The sequence below is a fragment of the Schleiferilactobacillus perolens DSM 12744 genome, assembly GCF_001435585.1.
Taxonomy (GTDB): domain Bacteria; phylum Bacillota; class Bacilli; order Lactobacillales; family Lactobacillaceae; genus Schleiferilactobacillus; species Schleiferilactobacillus perolens.
The window spans coordinates 1-23,269 of record NZ_AZEC01000010.1; the positions used below are offsets into that span (position 1 = coordinate 1).

The following is a 23,269-nucleotide window of genomic DNA, read 5'->3' on the forward strand; positions in this document are numbered from 1 at the left end:
AGCGATGCGACGATTGAGTGGGAATAGACAGAATTCGCTTATAAACGTTGACATATCAACGTTTTGATGACTGACTACCCCGCTCGTGCAACTATCGTGCAACTTCTGGTGCAAGTCCAGCGGTAACACCGTTGTTTTGAACCTGCGCCACGTCTGATTTAGCGGTCGAAATTTCGACTAGACCATTCAGCCGTTTGGCGGCCTCAAAGTTCATATTCGGATATAAATGCCCGTAAGTTCCGAGCGTCGTCTGAATATCTTCGTGGCCGAGGCGTTCTTTAATCACCAGTGGGTTCTCACCCAGACTGATCAATAGCGAAGCATGTGAATGCCGTAAAGCATGAACGCGGATGCGATGGACTCCTGCCAGAGCTGCATGCCGCTTGATGATTCGCATGACCAGATCCCGGCGAGTAGGAACGCCGTTGAACGATAGAACAAAATCAGTTTTACACTCAAGCGCTTGTGCTTTCTTCCAATCGGAGAGAAGCTCAAGCGTTTTTGCATCCAGTGGAATCGTGCGATTGCTGGCTTTGGTCTTCGGTGTGGAGAAGGAGTAGTTCGTGTAGCTGCGTAACCACAGCGTCTTGTTGATCCGAACTGTGCCTTCCTCAAAGTCGATGTCGTCCCATTGCAGGGCGGTTGCTTCACCAATGCGCATACCAGTCATAAACAGAAACCAGAGAGTGAAGAAGCAGAAGTGCTGGTAGAAGTCTTCGATATAGAAGGTCTTAATGACCGCCTCGAATTCTTCCTTCGTCCAGAAGTCCACTTGGTTCTTCACTTTCTTAACGTTGCCGACGGTCTTGGTGGGGTTCTCATTCATGAAGCCGAGTACAATGGCTCGTTGAAAGACGCGTGATAGCATGCATTGGACTAAGCGAGTGTAACTTTTACTTACTTGACAGGTCATTTGGTTCTGCCATTTCTGTATGTCCACCGGCTTAATCTTGTCCATGTACATGTGCTCAAACATCTTGAAGTGCTTCAAACTGGAACGCCGACTGTCGTAGGTTTGCGGCTTCACTTGGTTCTTGTACCACGGAAGAAAGAATTCTTCCCAGAATTGTTTGAATTGAATGTGTTGTTGGTCACGTTCCGCGACAACTTTCTCTACACTGCCACCGACCATTTCCTTGTAGGCTTTGCGTGCATCACGACGTGTCGTGAAGCCACCAACCTGCTTCTGGATCTTCTCGCCTGTTTTAGGGTCAACACCGAGGTAGGCGCGGAAGTAGAAAGTACCATTCTTGCGTGTTTTGATTGGGTCTTTAGTTGTAGCCATGTTTTATTTCTCCTTTGTTGCTTTGGAGTGCATGGTTTTGGCGAGTTCCGCCAACGTGCGCGTGCTAATTTGGAGACCCAGTATTTCTTCAACAGCAGTTACCGGTACGCGTCCGAGCTTCGGGCTTTTGTAGTAGGGAACACCTTTGCGTACCATCAGCAGCTTAGCGCGTCTAATAATGTCCTGTGCGCGTGAGGCACCATACCCAAGAGCAACCAGTTCGTGTTTCGTCATCGTGATCACGTGAACCATATTCTTCTCCTTTCCGGGGAGCACGGATCGTACCGATGCTCCAGTCTACCATCCAAAAGTTACGTGCAACAATACCTGGTGCAAAAAACAATACGTGTTTCGTCATCATTCAGCCCGGTTCCAACCGGCTATCGAGGATTTTAAAGAGAGCCTCTCTCCCTTGTTTCGTCAGGGTGACGTGCAAGTATCCAGCCTACTGGTTAATCGCTCGCTCGTGAGAGGTCATGGCGTTGTGAGGCCTACGTTGCTGAACGATGCCATTCAGTTGTCAAAGAACGTTGGCGGGAAAATAAAAACCCGCTTCGTATATACAGACAACGAAAGCGGGGTGAAATGAAAGAGATGGCGAAAAAAGTTTATGTTTTTTTCTGACCGATTTTTTTTGAAGACATTGCAAGGTGCTTCTCAACATCGAAACACTTTGCAATGTAAATCAGTTTGATTTGAAGCTCTTGCCTCAAATCCGGATCAATATGCCGGTGCCCGTATCTGGCCTCGTAGTCAATAACACGACCAAATAATTCAAGCAAGAGCGTAATAGCGTTGTTGTCGTCCTCCTGAACTGCTAAAATAACCGGTACTAGGTTATCAATCTCTGAGTAATGCATCGAATATGCCTCCGCATCCATTACAGGTTTGTGTATGCTACCCGAATTCGTTTTAGTGCACGCTGACGCCGATAATTAATTCCTTGACTTGTTTTGCCACTACGGTTGCCAATTTCGACGTCGTTGAGTTCGCCATAATAATATTGATATAAGACCGTTTTATCTGTCGAAGAAAGGGTGGAAACTGCTCTTGATAATTTCTCACTTTCGATGAAGTCTTCAAGATGCTCGATTTCCTCATCGGTCAACCTGAATTCATCGAGATGATAGGAATCTTCGATTTCTTCCAGTATCCAGGCCTCCAGTGGTATTTCCTTGATTTGCCGAAGAGAGGCCTTATACCGATTGATTCGTTCATTTTTGAGGGCTTGTTGTACATAGCAAATAAACATTCGCGTCACTTCTTGCTCACTACTCATTGGGTTATCCTCCTCGTCTGATTTATTGGGCTACATAATTCCAGACAAATTTTCTGGTCACTTATGAAAGCGATTTCTAAATATTTCTTTGACGAATTACCTGAATTACCTGATGGAGAATTGCTGCACGAAAAAAATCGACCGGTAGCAGTGAATGCATACAGGTCAATTCTTAATCAATAGCTTATGAAATCAGTGTTTTGAGCTGTTCGTGGGAGAGATTCTTATCGAGAGGATGGTGGTCATTCGGAAACAACCCGGTAGTAGATATTTCGGGTCAGTTTGTAGACAAGAACGTATACTAGCGCCAGAATGGCTAATGTAATCAGCGAGACATTGAGGAAGAAGTACCAGTTTGTGAGACCGAAGACGCGTAGCAGACGCTGAACAAAGGGTAATGCAACGCCAACGTGAATGATGGCAACTAGTAAGGGCAAATAGAACACCGTCAATAATTGGCTGTTAATTGTTCGGTGAACTTCTCGTCTGTTATGAAGTGACCCTTGTCAAGCCCCAATTTATCAATTTCAACGGTATTAATAAGCTCCAGAATGCATTTGTCCATCGATGATTAACCACTCTGTTATTCGTGAGTTGGTTACCAACAGGTTAATGGTTCATTCGAAGGCAATATAATCTAGAAACGTGGATCACAAACTGATGAATCAACTTGCACGGCCAATGTTTGTTGATTGGTTTGTGCCAGAATAGGCGCAACGTATGTTGCCAGACCTTTGTATTCTGGGACTTATTGATACCGTTGAGATTAACCTGATACTTTCATCGTTCTGTAGCCCCATCATCCTGAACAACGGTTTTTAACTTGGTTTTGTGTTGCTTTTGAACTTAGACTAGTGTGCCTGTTTCGATCTAAAAAGGGTCTAGCATCTCCAGTGTTGATTACTACCAACACCAAAAATTCTAGACCCAGAAATTTAATAAACGATTTTAGCTCGTCCTGTGACCTCTACCAAAGTTACACAGGGCGGCTTTTTTATTTGTGGTGCTTGTCGATATAGCTGAGGAGCGCGATTAAAAACGTGCCAAACAGCAACATCAACGAGAGTGTCTGGAAGACGCTCATTGACTGTGAAACCTTCCTGAAGATTATTCCATGTTCCCATGGGCCTCACCTCGCAAGGGAAAAGACAGCCACCGCCCTTAAAACTTCCTGCGTAATCTATTATACAGGTGAATTAAGTATTGACCAAGCACAACAAAAATTAAGTCATGGAGTTTCATAGGATCCTAAATTGATCAAATTAAGAATCAGCAAAACATCTTTTGTAGATACCCTTTTTTAAGTTCTTGGAGTTTTTCAAGCTTACGCTGATTGGCAGCGATAAGATGATCAGTCAAAAACAAGAGCCCCAGTTTACAATTCAAGTGCAACACCCTGACGACTAGACCATAAAGGCCATGAAGACCATGAAGACCTATTCTTGTTAGTGCTAGCTAAACAAGAAAGCAGGAATCTTCATGACCCACTCTCAGACTAACACCCACAAGCATTACCAACAACTCAGTTTTAGCGACCGTGCTACAATTCAGGCCCTTCAGGCTGCTGGTGACACCGCGACCGTGATTGCACAGAAGCTTCATCGCAGTAAAGCGACAATCTCACGAGAAATCACGCGTGGATCTGTAACTCAGCTCGACTCGAAGCGTCACTCGCATCAAGTCTATCTTGCGGAAACTGCCCAAGCCATGCACGACCGTAAACGCGATAGAACCGGTCACTACGCCTTTCTTAAGACCGGCCGTGCGTTCTTCAAGGCTCTCGCCAGGAGCTTACTCGTAAGCCGCGCGTACACAGCGTTGATAGCTTCGTACACTTCTATCGCGACCAGGGCAAGGCTTGCCCTTCAACGACAACTGTGTATCGCTACATCGACGCCGGGCTGCTTGAGCTAGACAACATGACACTTCCCAAGAAGCTCCGACGCCGCATCAAAGGCTATAAGAACGCCCACAAGCGCAAGAATAAGAAGATATACGGCGACTCAATCGAGTTGCGTCCTGCGGCCGTGAATGACCGCACAGGCGTGGGGCATTGGGAAGGCGACTTGGTCAAAGGTATTCGCTTAGCTGATGAGCCAGCATTAATGACGCTCACAGAACGGTACAGCCGGACTGAGATCATCGTCAAGATTCCTGACTATCATGCGGGCACCTGCCTTAAAGCCTTGCAGGACACGATCGACGACTACGGGGCCAAGGAATTTGAGAGTATCACTTTTGACAATGGTTCCGAGTTTGCCAAGTTATCAGAGATTGTTGGAACCCAGATTTACTTCGCACATCCGTACTCGCCTTGGGAGCGTGGCACAAACGAGAACGCCAATGGACTGCTTAGAGAATTCTTCCCGAAAGGGAAGTCTCTAAGAGCAGTTACCCTGGTTGAAATTCAAGCAGTCCAATCCGCACTGAACCATCGTCCCAGACGTATTCTGAACTATCTTCGCCCATGCGATTACTACCGATGCATGGCGTAACAGCCTAGACCACTATCAAGAATTCGTTATCATCGTTGCACTTGACTTGAAAATTGAGGATCAAAAACAAGAGTTGTTCAATGTATTTTTGTTCTTTTTCATCTGGAAAGATTGAAAAATACTTTTGAACTTTATCATAGTTTATCCCAAATACTTTTAAACCAGTTCCAACTTTATAAACATAATGTCTAAAGCTTGGTGATAAAAAAAGATATAAGTAATAAACGGGATCTCCATACTTAAGACGAATAGCTATTGTATGTAGTGGCTGTTTAATTAGGCCACTAGATTAATCGGTAACCGGCGGCTCGCGTGTGGATGAATATTAGCCGTTAAAATACGCTGAACTGAGTTTGTCGAAATACCGGTGAGACTGGCGATAGTCTTAGCCGGGAGTGATTTACTGGCTAGCTTCAGCACATGAGTCGCTAGTCCGTGACCGATGGCGTGGTTGGTTGATACCACTGGAGTGGTGGCCGTACAAGTGCTATGGCAGTTACTACAACGCCAGCGTTGCTTGTTTAGCTCTAGAATTACGGGCCGGTCTATGGGTCCTGCAATGTGGACATGAGTGAGCTTGTGTCCGTTAGGGTGCAACGTATTGTATCCACAGCTGGGATAGCGCCTGAGTGTGTAGGTAAGCTCTGCCTGGATGACCAAATACTTTTTGCGACCCGAGCCCCGACCATGAAATTCCTCACGAGTACCGAACACCTGAATGTTTGTGTCTGTAATTCCCAGTAATTTAAGTGTATTATCTGGTTGAGACATCTATTCCTACCCCGCTTATCTTGAGTTTCGTCGCTTAAAGCATAGCACTAGGGAGGCTTAGATGCCTTTTTTTGTTATTAAAAAGGGCCTAGTACTTTTGGAATGGAAATACTTTCCAACACCAAAAATTCTAGACCCAAATTTACCAAATACAATGGCCATTCCAAATACAGATACAATTTGGAACATTCGGAGAATGGTTAAGAGGGTCCAGAAATATTTTGAAAAATATGGGCCCTTAGTTTTCCAGGGGGTTTAGGTTCGTGCACCGAAGGCTCTTGGGGAGATTGACTATATGACAAATCGTGAGTTGATTGACTTAAAGGTGTCCTCACACCAACCCAATAAGACGCAGACCTTTCAAGTTCTGATGTATTATCTGATGGCATACTATAGTGGCGAACCGCAGTTTCGAGCAATTCAGTATTTAACTCTGCTCAATCCTAGACGAGGTATTGCTTATCGAGTAGCCGTCAATGAACTTTTCGCCGGTGCCGTTGGCATTGTGAGTAAAGGAATTCTTGGATTTCCAGATTCTCCACGGGATATGTGAAAAGTCTGATGGGACGCACGATTTAGCCGTCCATCTGGTATACTAAGTCCAAACGAGTAAAATGTATTTTGACACACATGTAAACGATTCACAAGTGACTTTTTCACATTTCACAAGCAAGGAAGGTAGACATGAAACGAATATCGGCCGGAGCGGTTAAATTCCAGTTTTGGTTCACAGAATTTGTTCAAGCAATGGGTATGGCTAACGATAACGATGATTTCACAGTGTTGCGCCAACAGATCCTGGCAGAGAATACGTTCCATGCCTCCTCCCATGCCCGGCTGATCACCACGACCGGTGTGGTTTTACGGCGCGTGGGCTCACTCACGCCAGCGATGCGGGCACTCTTTGATCAGCTCGATCCAGTCAATCAGCGCATTATGAATCTTATCGCCATCATGAATACGGAGCAGTTGATGTATGCCTTCATGTATGACGTCTTCCGTCCGGAACTAATCCTGGGTGACCGACAGATTGAAGCTTACGAAATGGCAGCTTTTTTTAAGAAACTGCCGTTGACGCATAAAGAGGCTGCCCATTGGACCGAGGAAACATTGAGGAGACTGCAGTCCACTGTGGCGCAGTATCTGCGCCGGGCCCAAATCGTTAAGGACTACAAGGACACACTGGTGGTTGAAAACTATTTGCTCGATGAGCGCTTGGCAGACCGGCTGCGCGAAGAAAACCACTTGGATTACTTAGCAATCCTGACGGGGAGGACGTCGTAATGGTACCACTGAAGAAGAAGTTTCAGGACTTGCGGGAAAAGATCCAAACGCAGTCATTTCAAGAGAATCGGGGCCTGTCGAACGAGGTTGGTTACTATATTTTCGATTATGATCCCGAGAAAGAACTATATGTCCGCGGCGAAATTGGCGATATTATCCGCCAAGAAAAAGCGGCGCCCACGGGTGTCACCATTCAAGTGTTCGACCTGTTCACCATCATGTTGACGATTGTTGATCAGTTCGGCTACCGGGAAGCATTCATTGATCTGGAAAAAAGTAATGGTATCACCCAAGTGATTGACTGGATGAACAACATCATGGAGATGAACGAGGAACACAACCTAGTGGTGCAGTATATCAGCGACCATTTGAACAAAGATGGTCCCACCATCGTGTTCATTACCGGTGTTGGGCAGGTTTATCCAATTATCCGGGCCCACAAGGTGTTGAACACCATGACCCAGGTCATTGACCAAATTCCGGTCATGATGTTCTATCCAGGTAATTACAACAGTGTGCGGTTGCAGGCCTTCGGGGAGCTGCAGGAAGACAACTACTACCGCGCGTTTCATTTCGAATAGGGGAGATAACAATGCAAATACGCGACTTATTTGTTAAACCGATTGATCGAAATATCCAAGGCGTCATCAAGGTTGGCCAGGATGCAGACGCTAACGTGAAGCAAGAACTGGACGAGTACGTTGTTACCCGAGAATTGAAAGGCCACTTTGATGACTTCTTTGCGGCCTATGAGAAAAGCATCAACCATGATACTGATGAAATGGGGGTCTGGATCTCCGGTTTCTTCGGTTCTGGTAAATCACACTTTCTGAAGATCCTTTCCTATCTGTTGGAGGATCGGAAAGTTGACGGCAAGAGCGCCATTGATTATTTCAAAGAGAAAATCAATGACCAGATGACGATCAACCGTATTGAGCTGGCTGCGCAACAGCCAACCGACGTGGTGCTGTTCAATATTGATTCCAAAGCTAAGACTGGTGCCAAGTCAGATGACAATGCCATCATCAATGTTTTCCTGCAAGTGTTTAACGAAATGCAGGGCTTTTCGAGCACCAATTTTTGGATTGCTGAAATGGAGCGCCAACTAGTTGCGCAGGGTAAGTACGACGCCTTTAAGGACAAGTTCACGGAGTTGGATAACACTCACATGGATTGGACGGTTGGTCGGGATCATGCCATTTTCAAGAAAGGCACGATCAAAGATGCCCTAGTGCAAGTCGATGCATACAGTGAAGAGGATGCCCAGGGCTTGATGGATCAATTGACGACATCTTATCAAGTCAGTATTGAGGACTTCTCTAAACTGGTGGCCGCCTATATCAAGAAGACCGGTAAGCGGGTCGTTTTCCTGGTGGATGAAGTCGGCCAGTTTGTTGGAGAAAGTACCCAGCGGATGCTTAACCTGCAAACCGTCGTTGAGGACTTGGGGGCAGCTACCCATGGTAAGGCTTGGGTAGTTGTTTCTTCCCAGCAGGCTATTGATACTATTACGGACAAAATCAGCGGTCAGGACTTTTCCAAGATTCAAGGCCGGTTTGCGACCAAGATCAGCATGAGTTCGGCCAACGTGGACGAAGTCATTCGCAAGCGGCTGTTGGCAAAGACAGAGCCGGCTACAACACAACTTGCGGCAGACTACGAGGCTAACGCAGCCGCAATCAATAACATGATTGATTTTGACGATGGCGTGGATCGGCCTAAGTTCCGTTCAGGGGAAGATTTTGCGGCGACGTATCCGTTCGTTCCGTATCAGTTTAACTTGCTGCAAAATGTGCTTACAGCGGTCCGGACCCACGGCTCTGATGGTAAGCACTTGTCTGAAGGTGCACGGTCGATGCTGTCCCTGTTCCAGGAATCTGTGGAAGCTATCATGGACCAGCAGGATACGGCACTGGTGCCATTCAGCTTGTTCTTTGAAGGCCTGCGCCAGTTCTTGGACCACACCCATAGCATCGTGATTGCCCACGCGGTGGACAACGACACCGTTGATCCCACCCATGAAGAAGATAACTTCAACGTCCAAGTACTGAAAGCACTGTTCATGGTCAAGTACTTGAAAGACTTTGACGCGACGCTGAACAACATCGTGACGTTGATGATTGACTCAGTGGATACTGATCGGGTTGAATTGCAGAAAAAGGTCCAGAATGCGTTAGCCATTCTGCGGCAGCAACGGTTTGTCGAGAAAAACTTGGATAACTACGAATTCTTGACCGATGCGGAACAGGAAGTCAACCAGGCCATCAGCCGGGAAGAGGTTCTGTCAGGCGAGTTGGAAGATCGGATGGGCAACTTCATTTTCGATCCGAAAACGGGCATTACTAATAAGTACACTTACCCAAAGCTGAAAGGCCGTTACAATTTCACGTTGAATCAATACGTGGATGAAACTCCCCAGGGGCGGACCAACAATGACATGACGATCCAAGTCATCACGTCTTTGGATGGCGCCAATAATCGGAATGAAGCCAACCTGCTGCTTCTGTCCATGGATCCGTCTAAACATAAGATCGTGGTTGATCTGCCGAGCACGGACGACTATCTCGGCGACTTGCGGCGGGCGGAGCAGATTGGGAAATTTGTCATGCTTGGCAACGCCCATGCCGACGCTCGGTTCAACTTTATCAAGGAACAGCGGACTGCTGAACGGCAGCAGCTGTTAGTCAAGGCCCGGGAGCGGATTATGACGGCCTTGGAACAAGCAGACGTTTATGTTGCCGGACATAAGATTGAGGGCGGCAAAGACTTCCAGGGGCGCTTCACAGATGGTTTGAAGATGTTGGTGGATGATACGTACCGCAGTTTAGGACTCATTGATGCGGCCAAGTCGTCGTCAGATATTACGCAAATCCTGGATCAGGATAATGAGTTGGCAGTATCCACGCAGGAAAACGAGCGTGCGGTCCAAACAGTGTACAGCTGGCTCCAGCGGACGATGCAAAAGGACAAGCATGTTACGTTGCAGGCCATCTTGAACAACTTCAAGGCCATTCCCTATGGTTATATTGAGGACGACATCGAATGGCTGGTGGCCAAGCTGCTGGCGGATGGCAAGATTCAGGCTAATCTACAGGACCAAGTACTTTCTCCGGTCAATCCGGCGTACAAGCCTCAGGATATTGCCAATTTCCTGACCAAGAAGCAATACGCGGAACAGATTTCGATTCAGGTGAAGAAAGACATCAATCCGCGTTATCTGCGGGAAATGAAGGACGTCGCCGATCAGGTCTTCAATAAGCGGTCATTCAGTGCAGCTCAGCCGGATCTGATGGTGGCTGAATTGAAGGAGAAGATTGCCAAGGACAATGGGACGCTGCAGTTCTTTGATCAAAAGAATAGTTCCTTCCCGGGCCATGAACTGCTCAAAAAAGGCAGTAAAATGTTCAGTGAATTACTGGCCATTAATGATGCGGAAACTTTCTACGACAAGATTCATACTCGTTATGATGATTTGCTGCAGTGGGCGGATGACATGAGCGACAAGGGTATCATGGATTTCTATTTCAGCGATCAGCAGCAGACAATTTGGACGCGGGGATTGGATGATATTGCGCGGTACAAGGCATCCCATGACTTCTTCACCAGCACGGCTTTGGCCGAGGACTACCAGCAGCTGAACAAACTGCTGAATGAGGACCGAGCTGGACGTGTTATCCAAGAAATTGATGGTGTTCATCAGAAGTTTGTGGATACCTTTGCCAAGATTATGGACGATCACCAGAAACAAGTGACCGACAAAATCCAAGCAGTCAATGAAAAGGCCAAACAGCGGATTAACGATTCTTCCACCGGAGATGACTTCAAACAGCAACGGCTGGCGACGTTGACGGAGCAGATCAAGCGAATTATGACCGAGGCTGAGGAAGCGCCAGATCTGACGCGCTTAGAGGCCAAACCGGCAGCAGCTGATGCGGTGTTAAGGCGCATTACGCAGAGCTTGGAAAATGAGGAGCAGCGACTAGCAGAAGAACAGAAGCTGGCTGAGGTGGAGAAAGTATCCCCGAAGCCGAGTTCAGACGAGGAATCCATTAAGCTTGTGGATCCGCTTCCTGCTCCTGACCCCAATCCGGCGCCTCAACCAGAACCTGTAGCGCCTGTTGTTATTCAAACTAAGTATCTTGAAGCCGATCAACTCCCCATTGAACGGGAATGGTCCATTTCCTCTGAAGATGACGTAAACCGGTATGTTGAGAAGCTTCGGCAGGCATTGCTGGATCAAGTTAAAGAAAACCAGATCACGAAGTTTACCCTCTAGCAGACAATAACGGCTATTCGTGGGAGTGGCCGTTATTTTGAAAGGAATCGCAATGGATAAAAAGAAGATTCATGATTTCGCGGTGAAAGCCCGCCGCGAGCTCATCGAGAGTGTTGAGTTAAAGCTGACCCAAGTGGGGATCACCAGAGACGGTGTAAAAGAGAAACTGCCAACATCGACGGCTGAGATTGCCTTCTATGTGCCAAACGACACGGAAGGGGTCAGTGGGCGGGATACGTCGCGCCGGGTCAGCTTAGTTCAGCGGTTGCAGACCGCGGCAGCCAAGGATGATTGGCATACCGCCTATGATAATCTCGTGGAAGATGCGTCATACACCTGGTTCAACCGGATCATCGCATTACGATTCATGGAAGTGAACCATTATTTGCCAAGCCGGGTTGCCGTGCTTTCTTCCGAAGAAGGACGGGCAGAACCGGATATTTTGGCGCATGCACTGGAAATTGAAGACGATCTTGGCGGCTTTTCTGATGAGCAGCGAGATCTCATTCAACATGCGCAAGAAACTCAAGAGCCAGCGGCGATGGATAATGCGTATCGACTACTGTTTTTGAAGCAGGCCAACGCCTTGAACGCCAATTTACCCCATTTGTTTGAGAAAACAACTGATGCCTTCCAATTATTGTTCACTCCCAGCTATCAGAATGGGGTGATTAAGGAACTCGTGACCGAGGTGCCGCGGGATGATTTTGACGTGGAGAAGGAGGGGCAGGTCGAGATCATTGGATGGCTGTACCAATACTACAATGAAGAACCCAAAGACGTTGCCTTCAAAAAAAGCAAGTACGCGGCATCAGATATTCCAGCCGTCACTCAGTTGTTCACACCAGATTGGATCGTCAAGTACTTGGTTGAAAATTCGCTCGGCCGCTATTGGATCGATGTGCTCCATACACGCGGTGATCAACGGTCTGAACAGGATATTGCCCAGAGTTTCGGTTGGCGATATTTCATGCCCGCTGCTCAGCAAACTGAGGATGTTCAGCAACAACTATTGGCTTTCAATAGTCATCTGTCAGGCAAGAAGCTTCAACAGATCACCTTTTTAGATCCTGCCATGGGTTCTGGCCACATCCTGATCTATGCATTCGATGTCTTCATGCAGTTATATCAAAGCGAAGGCTATTCAGCACGAGAGGCTGCCAATAGCATTGTTGCCAACAACCTGTTTGGTCTAGACATTGATCGGCGTGCCTACCAGCTCGCCTACTTTGCAGTGATGATGAAGCTCCGGCAATACGACCGGCGCGCACTGAATCAATCCATTGATCCGCAACTGTCGGATATTCCGCAAACTAATATTCTCAATGATGATCTCAACGAGTTAACCAGAGCCTATGCTAATCAGTTGCCACAGCAACAAGCCAAGTCCTTTCAGGGCACAGTGAAGGAGTTCAACCGGGGCGATGTTCTCGGCTCCTTGATCAAGCCTAGCCTCGATCAAGGAATACTATCTGAACTCCAAACGAGTGCAGCCACAGAGCCAGAATCAGCACAGCTTTCCTTTGCGACGACAAATTTCAATTTTGAAGAGATGTCCCGCATCACCCGTGTGCTTACTATCTTGGCTGCCCAGTACACAATCGTAGTAACAAATCCACCCTATATGGGGTCTGGCAAAATGACACCGAGCCTTTCAAAGTTTGTCAAAAGGGAGTATCCAGACAGTAAAGCAGATTTATTTGCTGTCTTTATGGAATTGGCACAGAAGTTGAATGTCCAAAATGGATATCACGCACTTATTACCCAGCACCAGTGGATGTTCCTGTCTAGTTTTGAAAAACTACGGGTTAAGCTCCGTAAGAATGTGCTCATCAATATGGCTCACTTGGGTACCCGTGCGTTTGAAGAAATTGGGGGCGAAGTGGTCCAATCAACTGCGTTCGTGATGAGAAATGCGTCTATACCGAGTTATGTCGGCACATACGAGAGATTGGTGAATGCTCCTTCTCAAACGGCTAAAGAGGACGCGTATTTGGAAATGGTGAAAGATCCCTCCTGCAAGGGTCTCTATCGAACTAACCAAACGAACTTTGAGAAGATTCCGGGGAGTCCTTTATGTTATTGGATTTCAGATCGAGTTTTAAAAGTTTTCTCGCTGCCTAAGAAAATCAATGATATAGGATTCTCTAAAAAAGGTCTTGACACAGGTGAAAATACGAAGTTTTACAGACTATGGTTTGAAGTAAATAATGAAGCAGATTATTGGATTCCCCTTAATAAAGGAGGCAAATTTCGTAAATGGTATGGGAACCACGAATACGTTATAAATTGGAGTCAGAATGGATCAGCTATCAAAAGAAATGGAAAGGCAAATATTAGGAACGAAAAATTCTATTTTAAACCCTCTGTCTCTTGGTCTGACGTTACTTCTGGAAAACTGTCTGCTCGATTAACACCTTCTGGCTTTATCTTTGATGCAACTGGACCATCTTATTTTGGGGCCAATCTCTTTTCGATGTTAGCCTATATGAATTCAAAAGTGTTCGCTTCTATAGCAGCTTTAATGATGCCTACAATTCATTTCACAAATGGACAAGTTGGGCTGATACCATACAACACACAGGCCGATTCAAATCAAAGGATTGTTTTCCTTTCAAAAGCAAACGTTTTGATTTCAAAAACAGAATGGAACAATTTTGAACAATCTTGGAAATTTGACTATCATCCCTACATGTTTCATATCGCTGAGCATAATCGAAATTGGACCGTGGAAGCAGCTTTCAATCAGTGGAAACAAGAGGCCCAAGATCGGTTCGATCAACTGAAGAAGAACGAAGAAGAACTGAACAAGATCTTTATTGATCTGTACGGCTTGCAGGACGAGTTGTCACCAGAGGAGTCCGATAAAGAGGTTTCGGTACGTAAAGCAGATTTAGGACGGGATATCCGTGCCTTCATGTCCTACTTTATCGGAGTCACATTTGGCCGGTACTCGCTAGATACGCCAGGATTGGCATTTGCTGGTGGCGATTGGGATGCTTCGAAGTACACGAGCTATCAACCCAATGCGGATGATGTGATTGTGCTGACTGACTCTGATTATTTTGGCGATGACCGAGATATCATGCACCGCTTCCGGGAGTTTTTGACGGTTACTTTTGGCAAAGAACACTTGGAAGAGAATCTCACGTTTATTGCCAAGGCACTGGGTAAAGCGGGCGACACAGCAGAAGATCAAATTCGGAGTTATCTGTTCAACGACTTCTACAAGAACCATCTGACTATCTATCAGAAACGACCGATCTATTGGCAACTGGACTCCGGTCGGCAAGGTGGCTTCAAAGCATTGATGTACCTGCATCGGTACGACGGCGACACGATGGCGATGATTCGCACGTCGTATTTACACACCCTGCAGGCTGCTTATGAAAAGCGGGTGACCACGTTGGACACCTTCATCGCCTCAGAGACCAACACGCGCCAGAAGAACCAGTTGATTAAACAGCGGGACCACACCCGCAAACAGTTAGAAGAATTGGTGAAGTATGACGCTCAACTCCAACACGTCGCCAACATGCATATTGCGATTGATCTGGATGACGGCGTCGTGGTGAACCACCAGAAAGTACAAGCAGACGTCAAGCTATTGACGCCCATAAAATAGATATTTCCCCCTCTAGAATTGATCTGGAGGGGATTTTTGTGCCAACAGATGTGCCAACGTAAGCACCCAATAACAGACCGAATATGAATCGCCGTTGCCTGGCGGTATCCTTACCTCATCATAACGAAATGGTGAGGTATTTATATGGCAGATAAACCAGAAATCGTCCAAATCAAGATGGACAAAACCCTGCATTCTCAAATCCAAGCACCGACCAAAGCGCTACAGATCAAGATTGACAGTAACAAGTCAGTCGTAGTCTACAATCATATTCAAGGTTACATTCTTGAAGCGCTCATGAAAGCCGTGTTTACTGATGCTCATTGATCCAACACGACTTCACGGAATCTATTTGGTGTGCGGTAGAACTGATCTGCGCCGCGGTATTGATGGCCTGGCGGCAGTCGTTCAAGAGCAATACCAACTCGATCCGCATAATCAGTCGCTTTACTTATTCTGTGGGCGTCGTAAGGACCGATTCAAAGCATTATTCTGGGACGGTGATGGTTTCATATTATTATACAAACGCATTGAGAATGGCCACATTCAGTGGCCAACCAATCAAAACGAGGTGAAGAAACTCCACACAAAGCAACTTGTTCGTCTACTTTCAGGTTGGGCAATTGAATCGTCAATCAAGCCGATACGACCGCCAAAAAGTAATCATGGTCAAACGCGATGATTAGTGATAAGCTACTGCCAACAAAGATAACGAGGCAGTGCCAATGGCAACCACGACGGAAGATCTGCTTAAACAAGCACTCGAACAAAACGCCAAATTACTTGAACAAGTTCAACTCCTGACGGAGCAAGTGGCTTATTTAACTCATCATCGTTTTGGGCGTAGTTCGGAACAAATCAATCCCAACCAAACCTCATTGTTGGAGGACGATAGTGTTTTTACCAACCCAGAGCAAACTGGGGAACAAAGCGAAGAAGTAACCGAGAAAACAACTCAGCAACGTAAGCCGAAGGCAAAACGTTCTGAAATCTTGGCGAAAGATTTACCGGTAAAAACGACCATCATTACTAAAGACGATGAGCATTGTGAGCACGGACATGATTTGAAGCCCTTCGGTAAGCATCTCTTGCGGGAACAACTGCGAGTAATTCGTCCAAGGATGTTCGTTGAGAAGGTTTATGTCCAATCGTACAAATGTGTTGAGTGTGAGCATGAAGACGGATGTAGTCATGTTTATCAAGCAGATGCGCCGAAGGCACTCATTGCCCACAGCATCGCCACGCCGTCACTGGTTGCCTCTATTCTTCATCAGAAGTATATCCTGGCAACGCCATTGTACAGACAATTGAAAGATTGGCAGCGAGCTGGCGTCTTACTGAGTGAAACAACGATTGCCAATTGGGTAATTAAATGCGCCGAGCTGGTCAAGCCTGTCTATGATGTCATGCGATCACATTTGATGAGTCAGGGTTTTCTTCAAGGCGACGAAACGCCATATCAAGTATTAAACGAGCCCGGAAAACCTGCGACGAGTAAATCATATGTCTGGGTAGCACGAAGTATCACGCGTGCCCTCAGCCGGTAGTTCTTTATGCCTATGCAAATACCAGATCGGGTAAATTCGCGCAAAGTTTGTATAGTGGATTCCCAGGTGTGCTTCAGTGTGACGGCTACGCCGGCTATAACTTACTGGGCGATTCAATCATTCGAGTCGGTTGTTGGGCGCATGTACGTCGCAAGTTTTTTGATGACTTTACCAATACTAAGGTGATGACCATCGGACTTAAGCTACTTAATCAGATGTTCGAACTCGAACGCGAATGGAAATACCTTTCCAGCGTGGAGCGCTTTAATAAGCGCCAGCAAGAACTTAAATCACTGATTGAACGTTTCTGGAAATGGTGCGACCAAGTCGATACGTTGCCAAAAGGTCAACTGGGTAAAGCCATTGCGTATGCGCAAGGTCAACGGACTGCCTTAAATCGAGTGCTGGATTACGGCGAAATCGACTTGAGTAACAACGCATCCGAACGAAACATGAAGACCTACGTGATCGGGCGGAAAAATTGGTTATTTAGTACAAGTCCCAAAGGTGCCGAGGCCAACACCATCTGGATGACAATGATTGAAACCGCCAAAGCAAATGGACTTGATCCGGTTCAGTATCTCGAGGATCTACTTCAAAAAGTGTCAGAGCTGCCAACTTTCGCAAAAAACGAACAGTTGGAGGCTTGTTTACCATGGAATATTGTCCACAGTCCATCGGCAATTCAAAACCTAGCGTAACAAAGCAGAGCCCCACAATCTCAAAAACTGAGATTATGGGGCTCTTACATACGGTTGGTTATTAGGTGCTTACGTGCCAACTATGCATTCTTGAGAATTGCCAGGATTTTATCGGTATCTTTTGCCTCCAATTCCTTGATAATGTGCAGGTATGTAGATTGGGTAGTCGTAATGCTGCTGTGGCCGAGGCGCTTAGAGACAGAAAGAACACTCACACCTTGGTAAAGGAGAACTGAGGCATGGGTGTGGCGAAGTCCGTGGAATGTCACCCGAGGCAATCCCAGTGCATGCAATTTATTAGTCAATACTTGGTTGATTTCAGCGCTGACCATGGCATGCCCGTTGACCAAGAAGAGCGGGGCGTTCGGTGATGTGAGGTGGTTTTCTACGAAAACGTGCAGGTGGTGTAAGGAAATTGAATCAAGCGGCAATTTACGCATTGACGCCTTGTTTTTCGTCTTCTTAAAGCCGGTGTGGTATTTGTAGTCCCAGGTTTTATTAACATCCACGGTACCTTCTTGCCAATTGATGTCGCTAGTAGTCACTCCCAAAATCTCCGCATATCGCATGCCAGTAACAGCAGCCAAATAAATCATCATCTCGGGAATTTGATCCGGGTCTAGATGGTGAATCAGCTTTTGCCATTCACCGTAATCCAGCGCTTTTTTTGGCCGGTGTACTGCCACTCCTGTGACGACGGCCTTACGTGTTGGATCGTTGGAAATGATGTGCTCATCCAGGGCATCAAGCAGTGCCGCTCTGATCTGCTTATGGAATGCAGATACAGTACGAGGCGCGTGATTACGGGCAAAGACGTTCAACCGTTCTTGGTACACCGTTCGGGTAATATCCTTTAGTGGCATTTTACCGAAGATCTTGCGGATGTGGTTCAGCGTGTTTTCGTACTTGATAAAAGTGACGTTGGTCACAGAATTACGCTTATAAAGATTGATCCAGCGTTCAAAATAGACACTCAATGGGATTTCGCCAGCCTTAAACTGGCGTATGTCCGCATAGAGGGACTTCACCTGACTAGCCGCTAACTCCGCGTCAGACTTGAGCCGAAAGCCGGACTTACGTAATTTCTTGTAAGCACCATCCAAATCTTTGTATGAGATTTCGTACTGCCACACTTTTCCTCTTTTTCGGTAACTGACCATGTTAATGTCCTCCTAATCCAAATGTTTGGCACTTTTTTGGCACATTCTGTATTTTATCCTCTTACGTGGCCATTGTTTGGCTAGGAGGACTGGATGTTATGCGGATTAGGCAGGTGAACAACAGGATCAGCCAAATGGTCAATGGATTATGCTCAGCGATATTATTGATCAAAGGATCATAGTGAAAATTCCATGAATTCTCAAAGCAATTCCAGTCATTTTGTGAAGCTTTTATTGTAAGATTAACAAGTTCAGTAATCTGGTTGTCTTGAGAAATTTTAGAAATTATTGGCATGTTTTGAATATCTCGAACCTGAAAATTTAAGGTTGGGTTTAAAATTGATGCGAATTTCAAAAAAACATTGGAGTTGAGAAGCCCAAGAATAATTTTATATTTTTCTAACTTAACAATGATGGTCGAGCCGCCCTTGTCGAAAGTTGATCCTTCAGGCATCTCTCGAAAACTAGGTAAGGAGGAGGTGATAAGTCCCCAAGTTATTCCTTTTTTATACCAATATTTTTTAGGGATGATTTGTGATGCATGTTTACCATCTCCTTTTTCATATGTTAACCGTGCTTCTCTTGACCAATTGATGACAGTTGTTAAATTTCCGTACCACTTCCTGTACCCGCCACCCTTGGCATAGAATATCCAGTGATCTTTGTTAGATATTAATAATGAATTAACCTCCCAAAATAGTCTGGTCCATTTTTTATTATTTCCAGTGACATTTTGACTTGGTGAAATAGAAACGTTTTTTATCTTTGGAAAGGAAAAATCTTCAATCATTCTTGAACTTGCCCAATACGCAATCGGGCTCCCGGGAATCTTTCCGAAGTTCGTTTGGTTAGTTCGATTATATCGGTTCCCAGCTACTGGCAAGGAAGCTGGATCTCCGTTTTGAACATCACGATATTTGATCTGGTGATATGTCCCATTGAACATCGTCAGGGGTATGTTTCTGAAAATTGAAACAGCTGTGCCAAACGCAATTCCCATTACGCCGTTTTCCATGTGCATCAAATTGGATAGGGTATATTTAGCCAGTAATCCTTTTCGGAGCTTCTCAAAACTAGATAAAAACATCCAGGATTGCATTGTCACTAAAGCTGAATACCCACCACGCTTCAGACTCCCCGTCATTTTTTCCAAGAATGCAGCAAACAGATCGGCTTTCGCATCTGAGTAGTAATGTTTCAGAAACTGTGAATAGCTGTTATTCAATCGGGCCGTTCCAAGGTAAGGGGGATTGGTCACAATAATATCGTGCTGTTCAGAAAGAATAAGAGCAATTTGAATCAGCTGATGGATTTTTTCACCGACACGAACGAAGGTCTGGTTGTAAGCACCTTGGTCAATTTTTTCGGCAATGTTCTGGAGTGTTTCTAGTGATAGCTTGCTCGTATCAACCAGCGAACCCACTTCTCGTCCGTTTTGGAACGCCGCCATCAGATCATAGATCGCCTGAGCCTCTTCCTTCGTGAAGTTGTCCATTAATAATTCAACACTACCTTTGGAAACTTCTGTAGATGAGGGAATGTCGTATACCTCCGGAGATATGTTTCTCGACAAAGCACGTCTATCGAATTGTCGCAGCTTCATCATGACCGCAAAGTACGCCAACTGTTGCGCACGCGCATCAATGTCGAGGCCTTGTAGATTATGCTTAACAATTTGGCCGGCCGCCTCGCGTTCACCGTATCCTTCAGCAGTATAAATGGCCATCAAAACGTCAAAAGCATAAACCAAAATGTGGCCAGACCCCATGGATGGATCTAAAAACGAAATGTCCTGTGGTTGAAGATTTGCCAGCTCTTGATCTGCCTTCTGGATGTTTACAACTGTCTCCGCTGTTTGGGGAGCGTCCGGCATGTAGTACTGCCAATTAAACTTGGCAACCAGTTCTGTCTCATTCTCCTCGGGATGACGAGTCATCAAAGCATGGATCCACAGCTTGCCCAATGAGTTCTGAACCATATATTTGACTATCCAGTCTGGCGTAAACAGTTGGGTGGCTGATGCTAATTCTTGATCACCGTATTTGTGTGATTTCGGTTGGGCAACGGCAGCGTTTTTGGGGACTTCATTATAGTATTGGTACAGCCACCCAATAATCTCGACTTGCCCCTCCTTCTCCACGTCAAAATCATCCCGCGGCACCTCGGTCACGAGTTCCTTAATCACCCCATTCTGATAGCTGGGAGTGAACGATAAGATTAGCGAAGTATGGCATTGGCGGGGGCCCTTCGTTATACTTAACACAGGTTGAGAACACGGATAAGCGGACACTGGAACGGAGAATGAAAAACATGGCGGAGCTAGACACCAAGAAGATCGTGGCGGGTATTGAGAAGCTGTTTGCGGACAATAATCATTTTGTCTTTTGGTATGACGCACAGGGCGAGTTTGCGGACAACATTGCGGATATTACGGAGCAACTGCGGGAACCGGTCGTGATCATGGGGAAAAACGAGCAGTTTAAGACCAAGCTGACGCTGGTGGCGATGGAGCGGCAAGGGCAGTCGGCCTTGATTTATTCGCCGGCGCCGAAGCCGGATCTGACGGAGAATTTCATGACGGACATGCTTTACTATTCGCGGGAATACACCGCTAATGCGCTGGTCATGCTGCGGCAGGAGTTGCGAGTGCCGGACGAGGATGCCGCGACCTTCCAGGAGCAGAAACGGTTTTTTGCCAGCAAAGACCGCCAGGCAAAATTTCAGAGACTCTATCAGCCGGGCAAGGATTTGCAGATGGCGATCATGGCTGCGCTGGCCGGGGCCAGTGACCACACCATGACGATGGTCTTGCGGGCCGTGCTGCAGGCCGGAATTGGTGATACCAATCCAGTTCTAGCAGAGTTTAAAAAATATGGTCTGCTCACCCAGTTCTGGGAGAACGTGCGGAACGCATATGGCTTCAATGGCGCCACCAATTCGCTTCTGGATTTCACGACGGCCCTGTATTTGAACTTTGCCTATTACCAAATGGAGAAGGATCTGCCGCGAAGTATCGATAATTACAAGCTGACCAGTGCCAACAATGCCGTCACCTTTCTGTCGTTAGCAAGAAATGACCAGACATTTGCGGATACATATCGTCAGTTGGCCGAAACAGTGTGGCAGCATCTTGAAAGCTTCAGTGGTGTTTCCCGGCAGCTCCAGCAACTGGATATTGTGGATTTGCTCAAGACGGATGTGTTTGCCAACTTTGACCGGCAAATCCTGGCGTGGGTTGTCGAGCGATTGCAGGCTGATGATTTCCATGCTGTGGCGGGGACGACGCCGTTGGCGGATGTCTTGACGCAACGAGAAAAGATGTACTTCGGTAAAACGTATCATGATGCGTATGCCTTACTGCAGGCTGCCTTGGTGATTCTCACGTACCGCCGGCGTGAGGTGAAAAACTTAGCGGCCGCCAAAGAACAATACATCACCACCGATTATGCGATGGATACAGCGTACCGGCATTTCGTTCAGCGCTACGACCGGATTGCCATTGACCTTACGGATCTTCTGGAAGGTATCGCTGACAAAGTGGACAACACGTACGTCAACGAGTTTCTCACGCCGACAGTGACGGCTTGGACCACGGTGTATGATCCGCGGGACATTGAACCCAATAGCTGGCAGCGCAGTTTCTATCGGTCATTCATCAGTTCGGCTAAAGAGCGCATTGTCGTGATTATTTCGGACGCCTTTCGGTTTGAGGCCGCGGCCGAGCTGAAACGCAAGCTGGATGATCAGGATGTCTACAGTACAGAACTCGATACGGTATACTCTGAGCTGCCTTCTGTGACGTATTTCGGGATGCCAGCCTTGCTGCCGCATCAGACATTAACCTATCAGCCGGACAAGACGGTCTTAGTGGATGGACTCAAAGCAGACACGCTGGGGAAGCGCCGTCAGATCCTGCAAAATCGGGATCCGCAGAGCAACGCCGACCATGTGATGACTTTTCTCAAAGACTGGGATACGCCGCAAAGAAAACAACTCTTGGCGGGGCAAAAGGTGGTTTACTTGTACCACAACGAAGTGGATGCCACTGGTGATGACGCGAAGACCGAGAAGCAGGTCTTTAACGCCACCGAGGAAGCCATCAACACAATTGCGCGGACAATTGGTTTTTTGCGTAATTTAAGTGTAGCGCACATCATCGTGACCGCCGATCATGGCTATCTGTACAAACGGTCTGGTCTGGATTCGGCGGACAAGATCGACATCAGCGGCCACGATCTGGACGTGTTGGGGCAGCGCTATGCAATCAGCAGCGAGACCATCGAGCAGCCCGGGGTACGGTCACAGCGTCTGGGGGCATTGCTAGATAATGATGATCAGCGGCGTGTCTACTATCCGGCCACAGATAGTATCTTCAAGTCCGCCGGAGCGGGACAAAACTACGTGCATGGTGGCGCCTCACCGGAAGAAATGATTGTGCCGGTGCTGCACGTGCGGACACAAAGTGGTCGATCCAAGGCCACACCGGTGTCAATCAAGGTTACGGAAGGCGCCCATCGCATCACCAGCCGCAGCGTGATGGTGCCCATTTCTCAAGAAGAACCGGTAACCGACAAAACCACCGCCGCCACCTATGTACTCTACTTTGTCGATAGCCAGGATCGGCCCATTTCTAACGAACAACGCTATGTAGCCGATAGTCGGGAGGATGATCCGCAGAGCCCGAGCCGGCGCCAGAGCTTCTACCTGACCTTACAGGATCGGGACTTCGACAACAGCGGCGCATACTACCTGATTATTCAGAATGCGGAAACCAAGGAAGAGATTCAGCGGATTCAATATCAAATGGACTTGACGATTAAAGGGGATTTCGGCTTTGACATCTGAT

Annotated in this window: 17 protein-coding genes and 3 pseudogenes; 11 read left to right on the top strand and 9 right to left on the bottom strand. The window is 46.8% G+C overall.

The genetic code is table 11. The features are described 5' to 3' along the window. Positions 1 to 91: 91 nt before the first annotated feature. The 6 genes and pseudogenes from FD09_RS10505 to FD09_RS17030 all read right to left on the bottom strand — a co-directional run bounded on the left by FD09_RS10505 (position 92) and on the right by FD09_RS17030 (position 3,648). Positions 92 to 1,285: a site-specific integrase gene (locus tag FD09_RS10505; protein WP_004559577.1), complete on the bottom strand. Its 1,194-nt coding sequence runs from the start codon at positions 1,283 to 1,285 to the stop codon at positions 92 to 94. Between the two features lie 3 nt (positions 1,286 to 1,288). After that, complete coding sequence (locus tag FD09_RS10510; RefSeq protein WP_057821145.1) at positions 1,289 to 1,537, bottom strand: DUF3173 family protein; 249 nt, start codon at positions 1,535 to 1,537, stop codon at positions 1,289 to 1,291. Between the two features lie 356 nt (positions 1,538 to 1,893). Beyond that, a complete protein-coding gene (locus FD09_RS10515) occupies positions 1,894 to 2,145 on the bottom strand; it encodes a helix-turn-helix domain-containing protein (protein ID WP_004559579.1) in 252 nt (83 codons plus the stop codon). A 20-nt stretch (positions 2,146 to 2,165) separates the two neighbouring features. After that, a complete protein-coding gene (locus tag FD09_RS10520; protein ID WP_004559580.1) occupies positions 2,166 to 2,564 on the bottom strand; it encodes an RNA polymerase sigma factor in 399 nt (132 codons plus the stop codon). Positions 2,565 to 2,806: 242 nt separating this feature from the next. Further along, positions 2,807 to 3,049: pseudogene (locus FD09_RS16490) on the bottom strand (FtsX-like permease family protein); the annotation flags it as partial. A gap of 509 nt (positions 3,050 to 3,558) precedes the next feature. Beyond that, positions 3,559 to 3,648, bottom strand: coding sequence for a putative holin-like toxin (locus tag FD09_RS17030; protein WP_021353390.1), 90 nt, complete (start codon positions 3,646 to 3,648; stop codon positions 3,559 to 3,561). Between the two features lie 395 nt (positions 3,649 to 4,043). Between FD09_RS17030 and FD09_RS16330 the strand changes: the two are divergent. Beyond that, positions 4,044 to 5,059: pseudogene (locus FD09_RS16330) on the top strand (IS30 family transposase). 285 nt (positions 5,060 to 5,344) lie between these two features. Here the strand turns inward: FD09_RS16330 and FD09_RS15980 are convergent. Further along, positions 5,345 to 5,830, bottom strand: a pseudogene (locus FD09_RS15980) (ISL3 family transposase); the annotation flags it as partial. Between the two features lie 295 nt (positions 5,831 to 6,125). On the opposite strand from FD09_RS15980, the gene FD09_RS10540 reads away from it, so the two are divergent. The 9 genes from FD09_RS10540 to tnpC all read left to right on the top strand — a co-directional run bounded on the left by FD09_RS10540 (position 6,126) and on the right by tnpC (position 17,263). Beyond that, positions 6,126 to 6,383, top strand: a complete 258-nt coding sequence (locus FD09_RS10540; RefSeq protein WP_057821151.1) for a hypothetical protein — start codon at positions 6,126 to 6,128, stop codon at positions 6,381 to 6,383. A 131-nt stretch (positions 6,384 to 6,514) separates the two neighbouring features. Beyond that, positions 6,515 to 7,114: a BrxA family protein gene (locus tag FD09_RS10545; RefSeq protein ID WP_048488337.1), complete on the top strand. Its 600-nt coding sequence runs from the start codon at positions 6,515 to 6,517 to the stop codon at positions 7,112 to 7,114. Continuing rightward, positions 7,114 to 7,695 (top strand): DUF1788 domain-containing protein, encoded by a 582-nt coding sequence (locus FD09_RS10550; RefSeq protein ID WP_015638639.1) that lies wholly within the window; start codon positions 7,114 to 7,116, stop codon positions 7,693 to 7,695. The genes FD09_RS10545 and FD09_RS10550 overlap by 1 nt, the downstream gene beginning before the upstream one ends. An 11-nt stretch (positions 7,696 to 7,706) precedes the next feature. Beyond that, on the top strand, positions 7,707 to 11,390 hold the full coding sequence (gene brxC / locus FD09_RS10555) for a BREX system P-loop protein BrxC (protein ID WP_057821153.1): 3,684 nt from the start codon (positions 7,707 to 7,709) through the stop codon (positions 11,388 to 11,390). A gap of 52 nt (positions 11,391 to 11,442) precedes the next feature. Next, on the top strand, positions 11,443 to 15,015 hold the full coding sequence (gene pglX / locus FD09_RS10560) for a BREX-1 system adenine-specific DNA-methyltransferase PglX (protein WP_057821155.1): 3,573 nt from the start codon (positions 11,443 to 11,445) through the stop codon (positions 15,013 to 15,015). 144 nt (positions 15,016 to 15,159) lie between these two features. Continuing rightward, positions 15,160 to 15,342: a hypothetical protein gene (locus FD09_RS10565; protein ID WP_057821157.1), complete on the top strand. Its 183-nt coding sequence runs from the start codon at positions 15,160 to 15,162 to the stop codon at positions 15,340 to 15,342. Then, complete coding sequence (tnpB, locus tag FD09_RS10570) at positions 15,332 to 15,697, top strand: IS66 family insertion sequence element accessory protein TnpB (RefSeq protein WP_057821159.1); 366 nt, start codon at positions 15,332 to 15,334, stop codon at positions 15,695 to 15,697. The genes FD09_RS10565 and tnpB overlap by 11 nt, the downstream gene beginning before the upstream one ends. Positions 15,698 to 15,740: 43 nt before the next feature. Beyond that, positions 15,741 to 16,562: an IS66 family transposase gene (locus FD09_RS16930; protein ID WP_268873290.1), complete on the top strand. Its 822-nt coding sequence runs from the start codon at positions 15,741 to 15,743 to the stop codon at positions 16,560 to 16,562. Then, a complete protein-coding gene (tnpC, locus tag FD09_RS16935; protein ID WP_268873292.1) occupies positions 16,523 to 17,263 on the top strand; it encodes an IS66 family transposase in 741 nt (246 codons plus the stop codon). The genes FD09_RS16930 and tnpC overlap by 40 nt, the downstream gene beginning before the upstream one ends. Before the next feature lie 80 nt (positions 17,264 to 17,343). Here the strand turns inward: tnpC and FD09_RS10580 are convergent, their stop codons facing one another. Next, positions 17,344 to 18,423: a tyrosine-type recombinase/integrase gene (locus tag FD09_RS10580; protein ID WP_057821160.1), complete on the bottom strand. Its 1,080-nt coding sequence runs from the start codon at positions 18,421 to 18,423 to the stop codon at positions 17,344 to 17,346. A 61-nt stretch (positions 18,424 to 18,484) separates the two neighbouring features. Further along, complete coding sequence (pglX, locus tag FD09_RS10585) at positions 18,485 to 20,821, bottom strand: BREX-1 system adenine-specific DNA-methyltransferase PglX (RefSeq protein WP_157053773.1); 2,337 nt, start codon at positions 20,819 to 20,821, stop codon at positions 18,485 to 18,487. Between pglX (FD09_RS10585) and pglZ the strand changes: the two genes are divergently transcribed. Continuing rightward, the gene (gene pglZ / locus FD09_RS10590) at positions 20,734 to 23,268 is read left to right on the top strand and encodes a BREX-1 system phosphatase PglZ type A (protein WP_057821164.1); all 2,535 of its coding nucleotides are present in this window, start codon (positions 20,734 to 20,736) and stop codon (positions 23,266 to 23,268) included. The genes pglX (FD09_RS10585) and pglZ overlap by 88 nt on opposite strands. Position 23,269 lies beyond the last annotated feature (1 nt).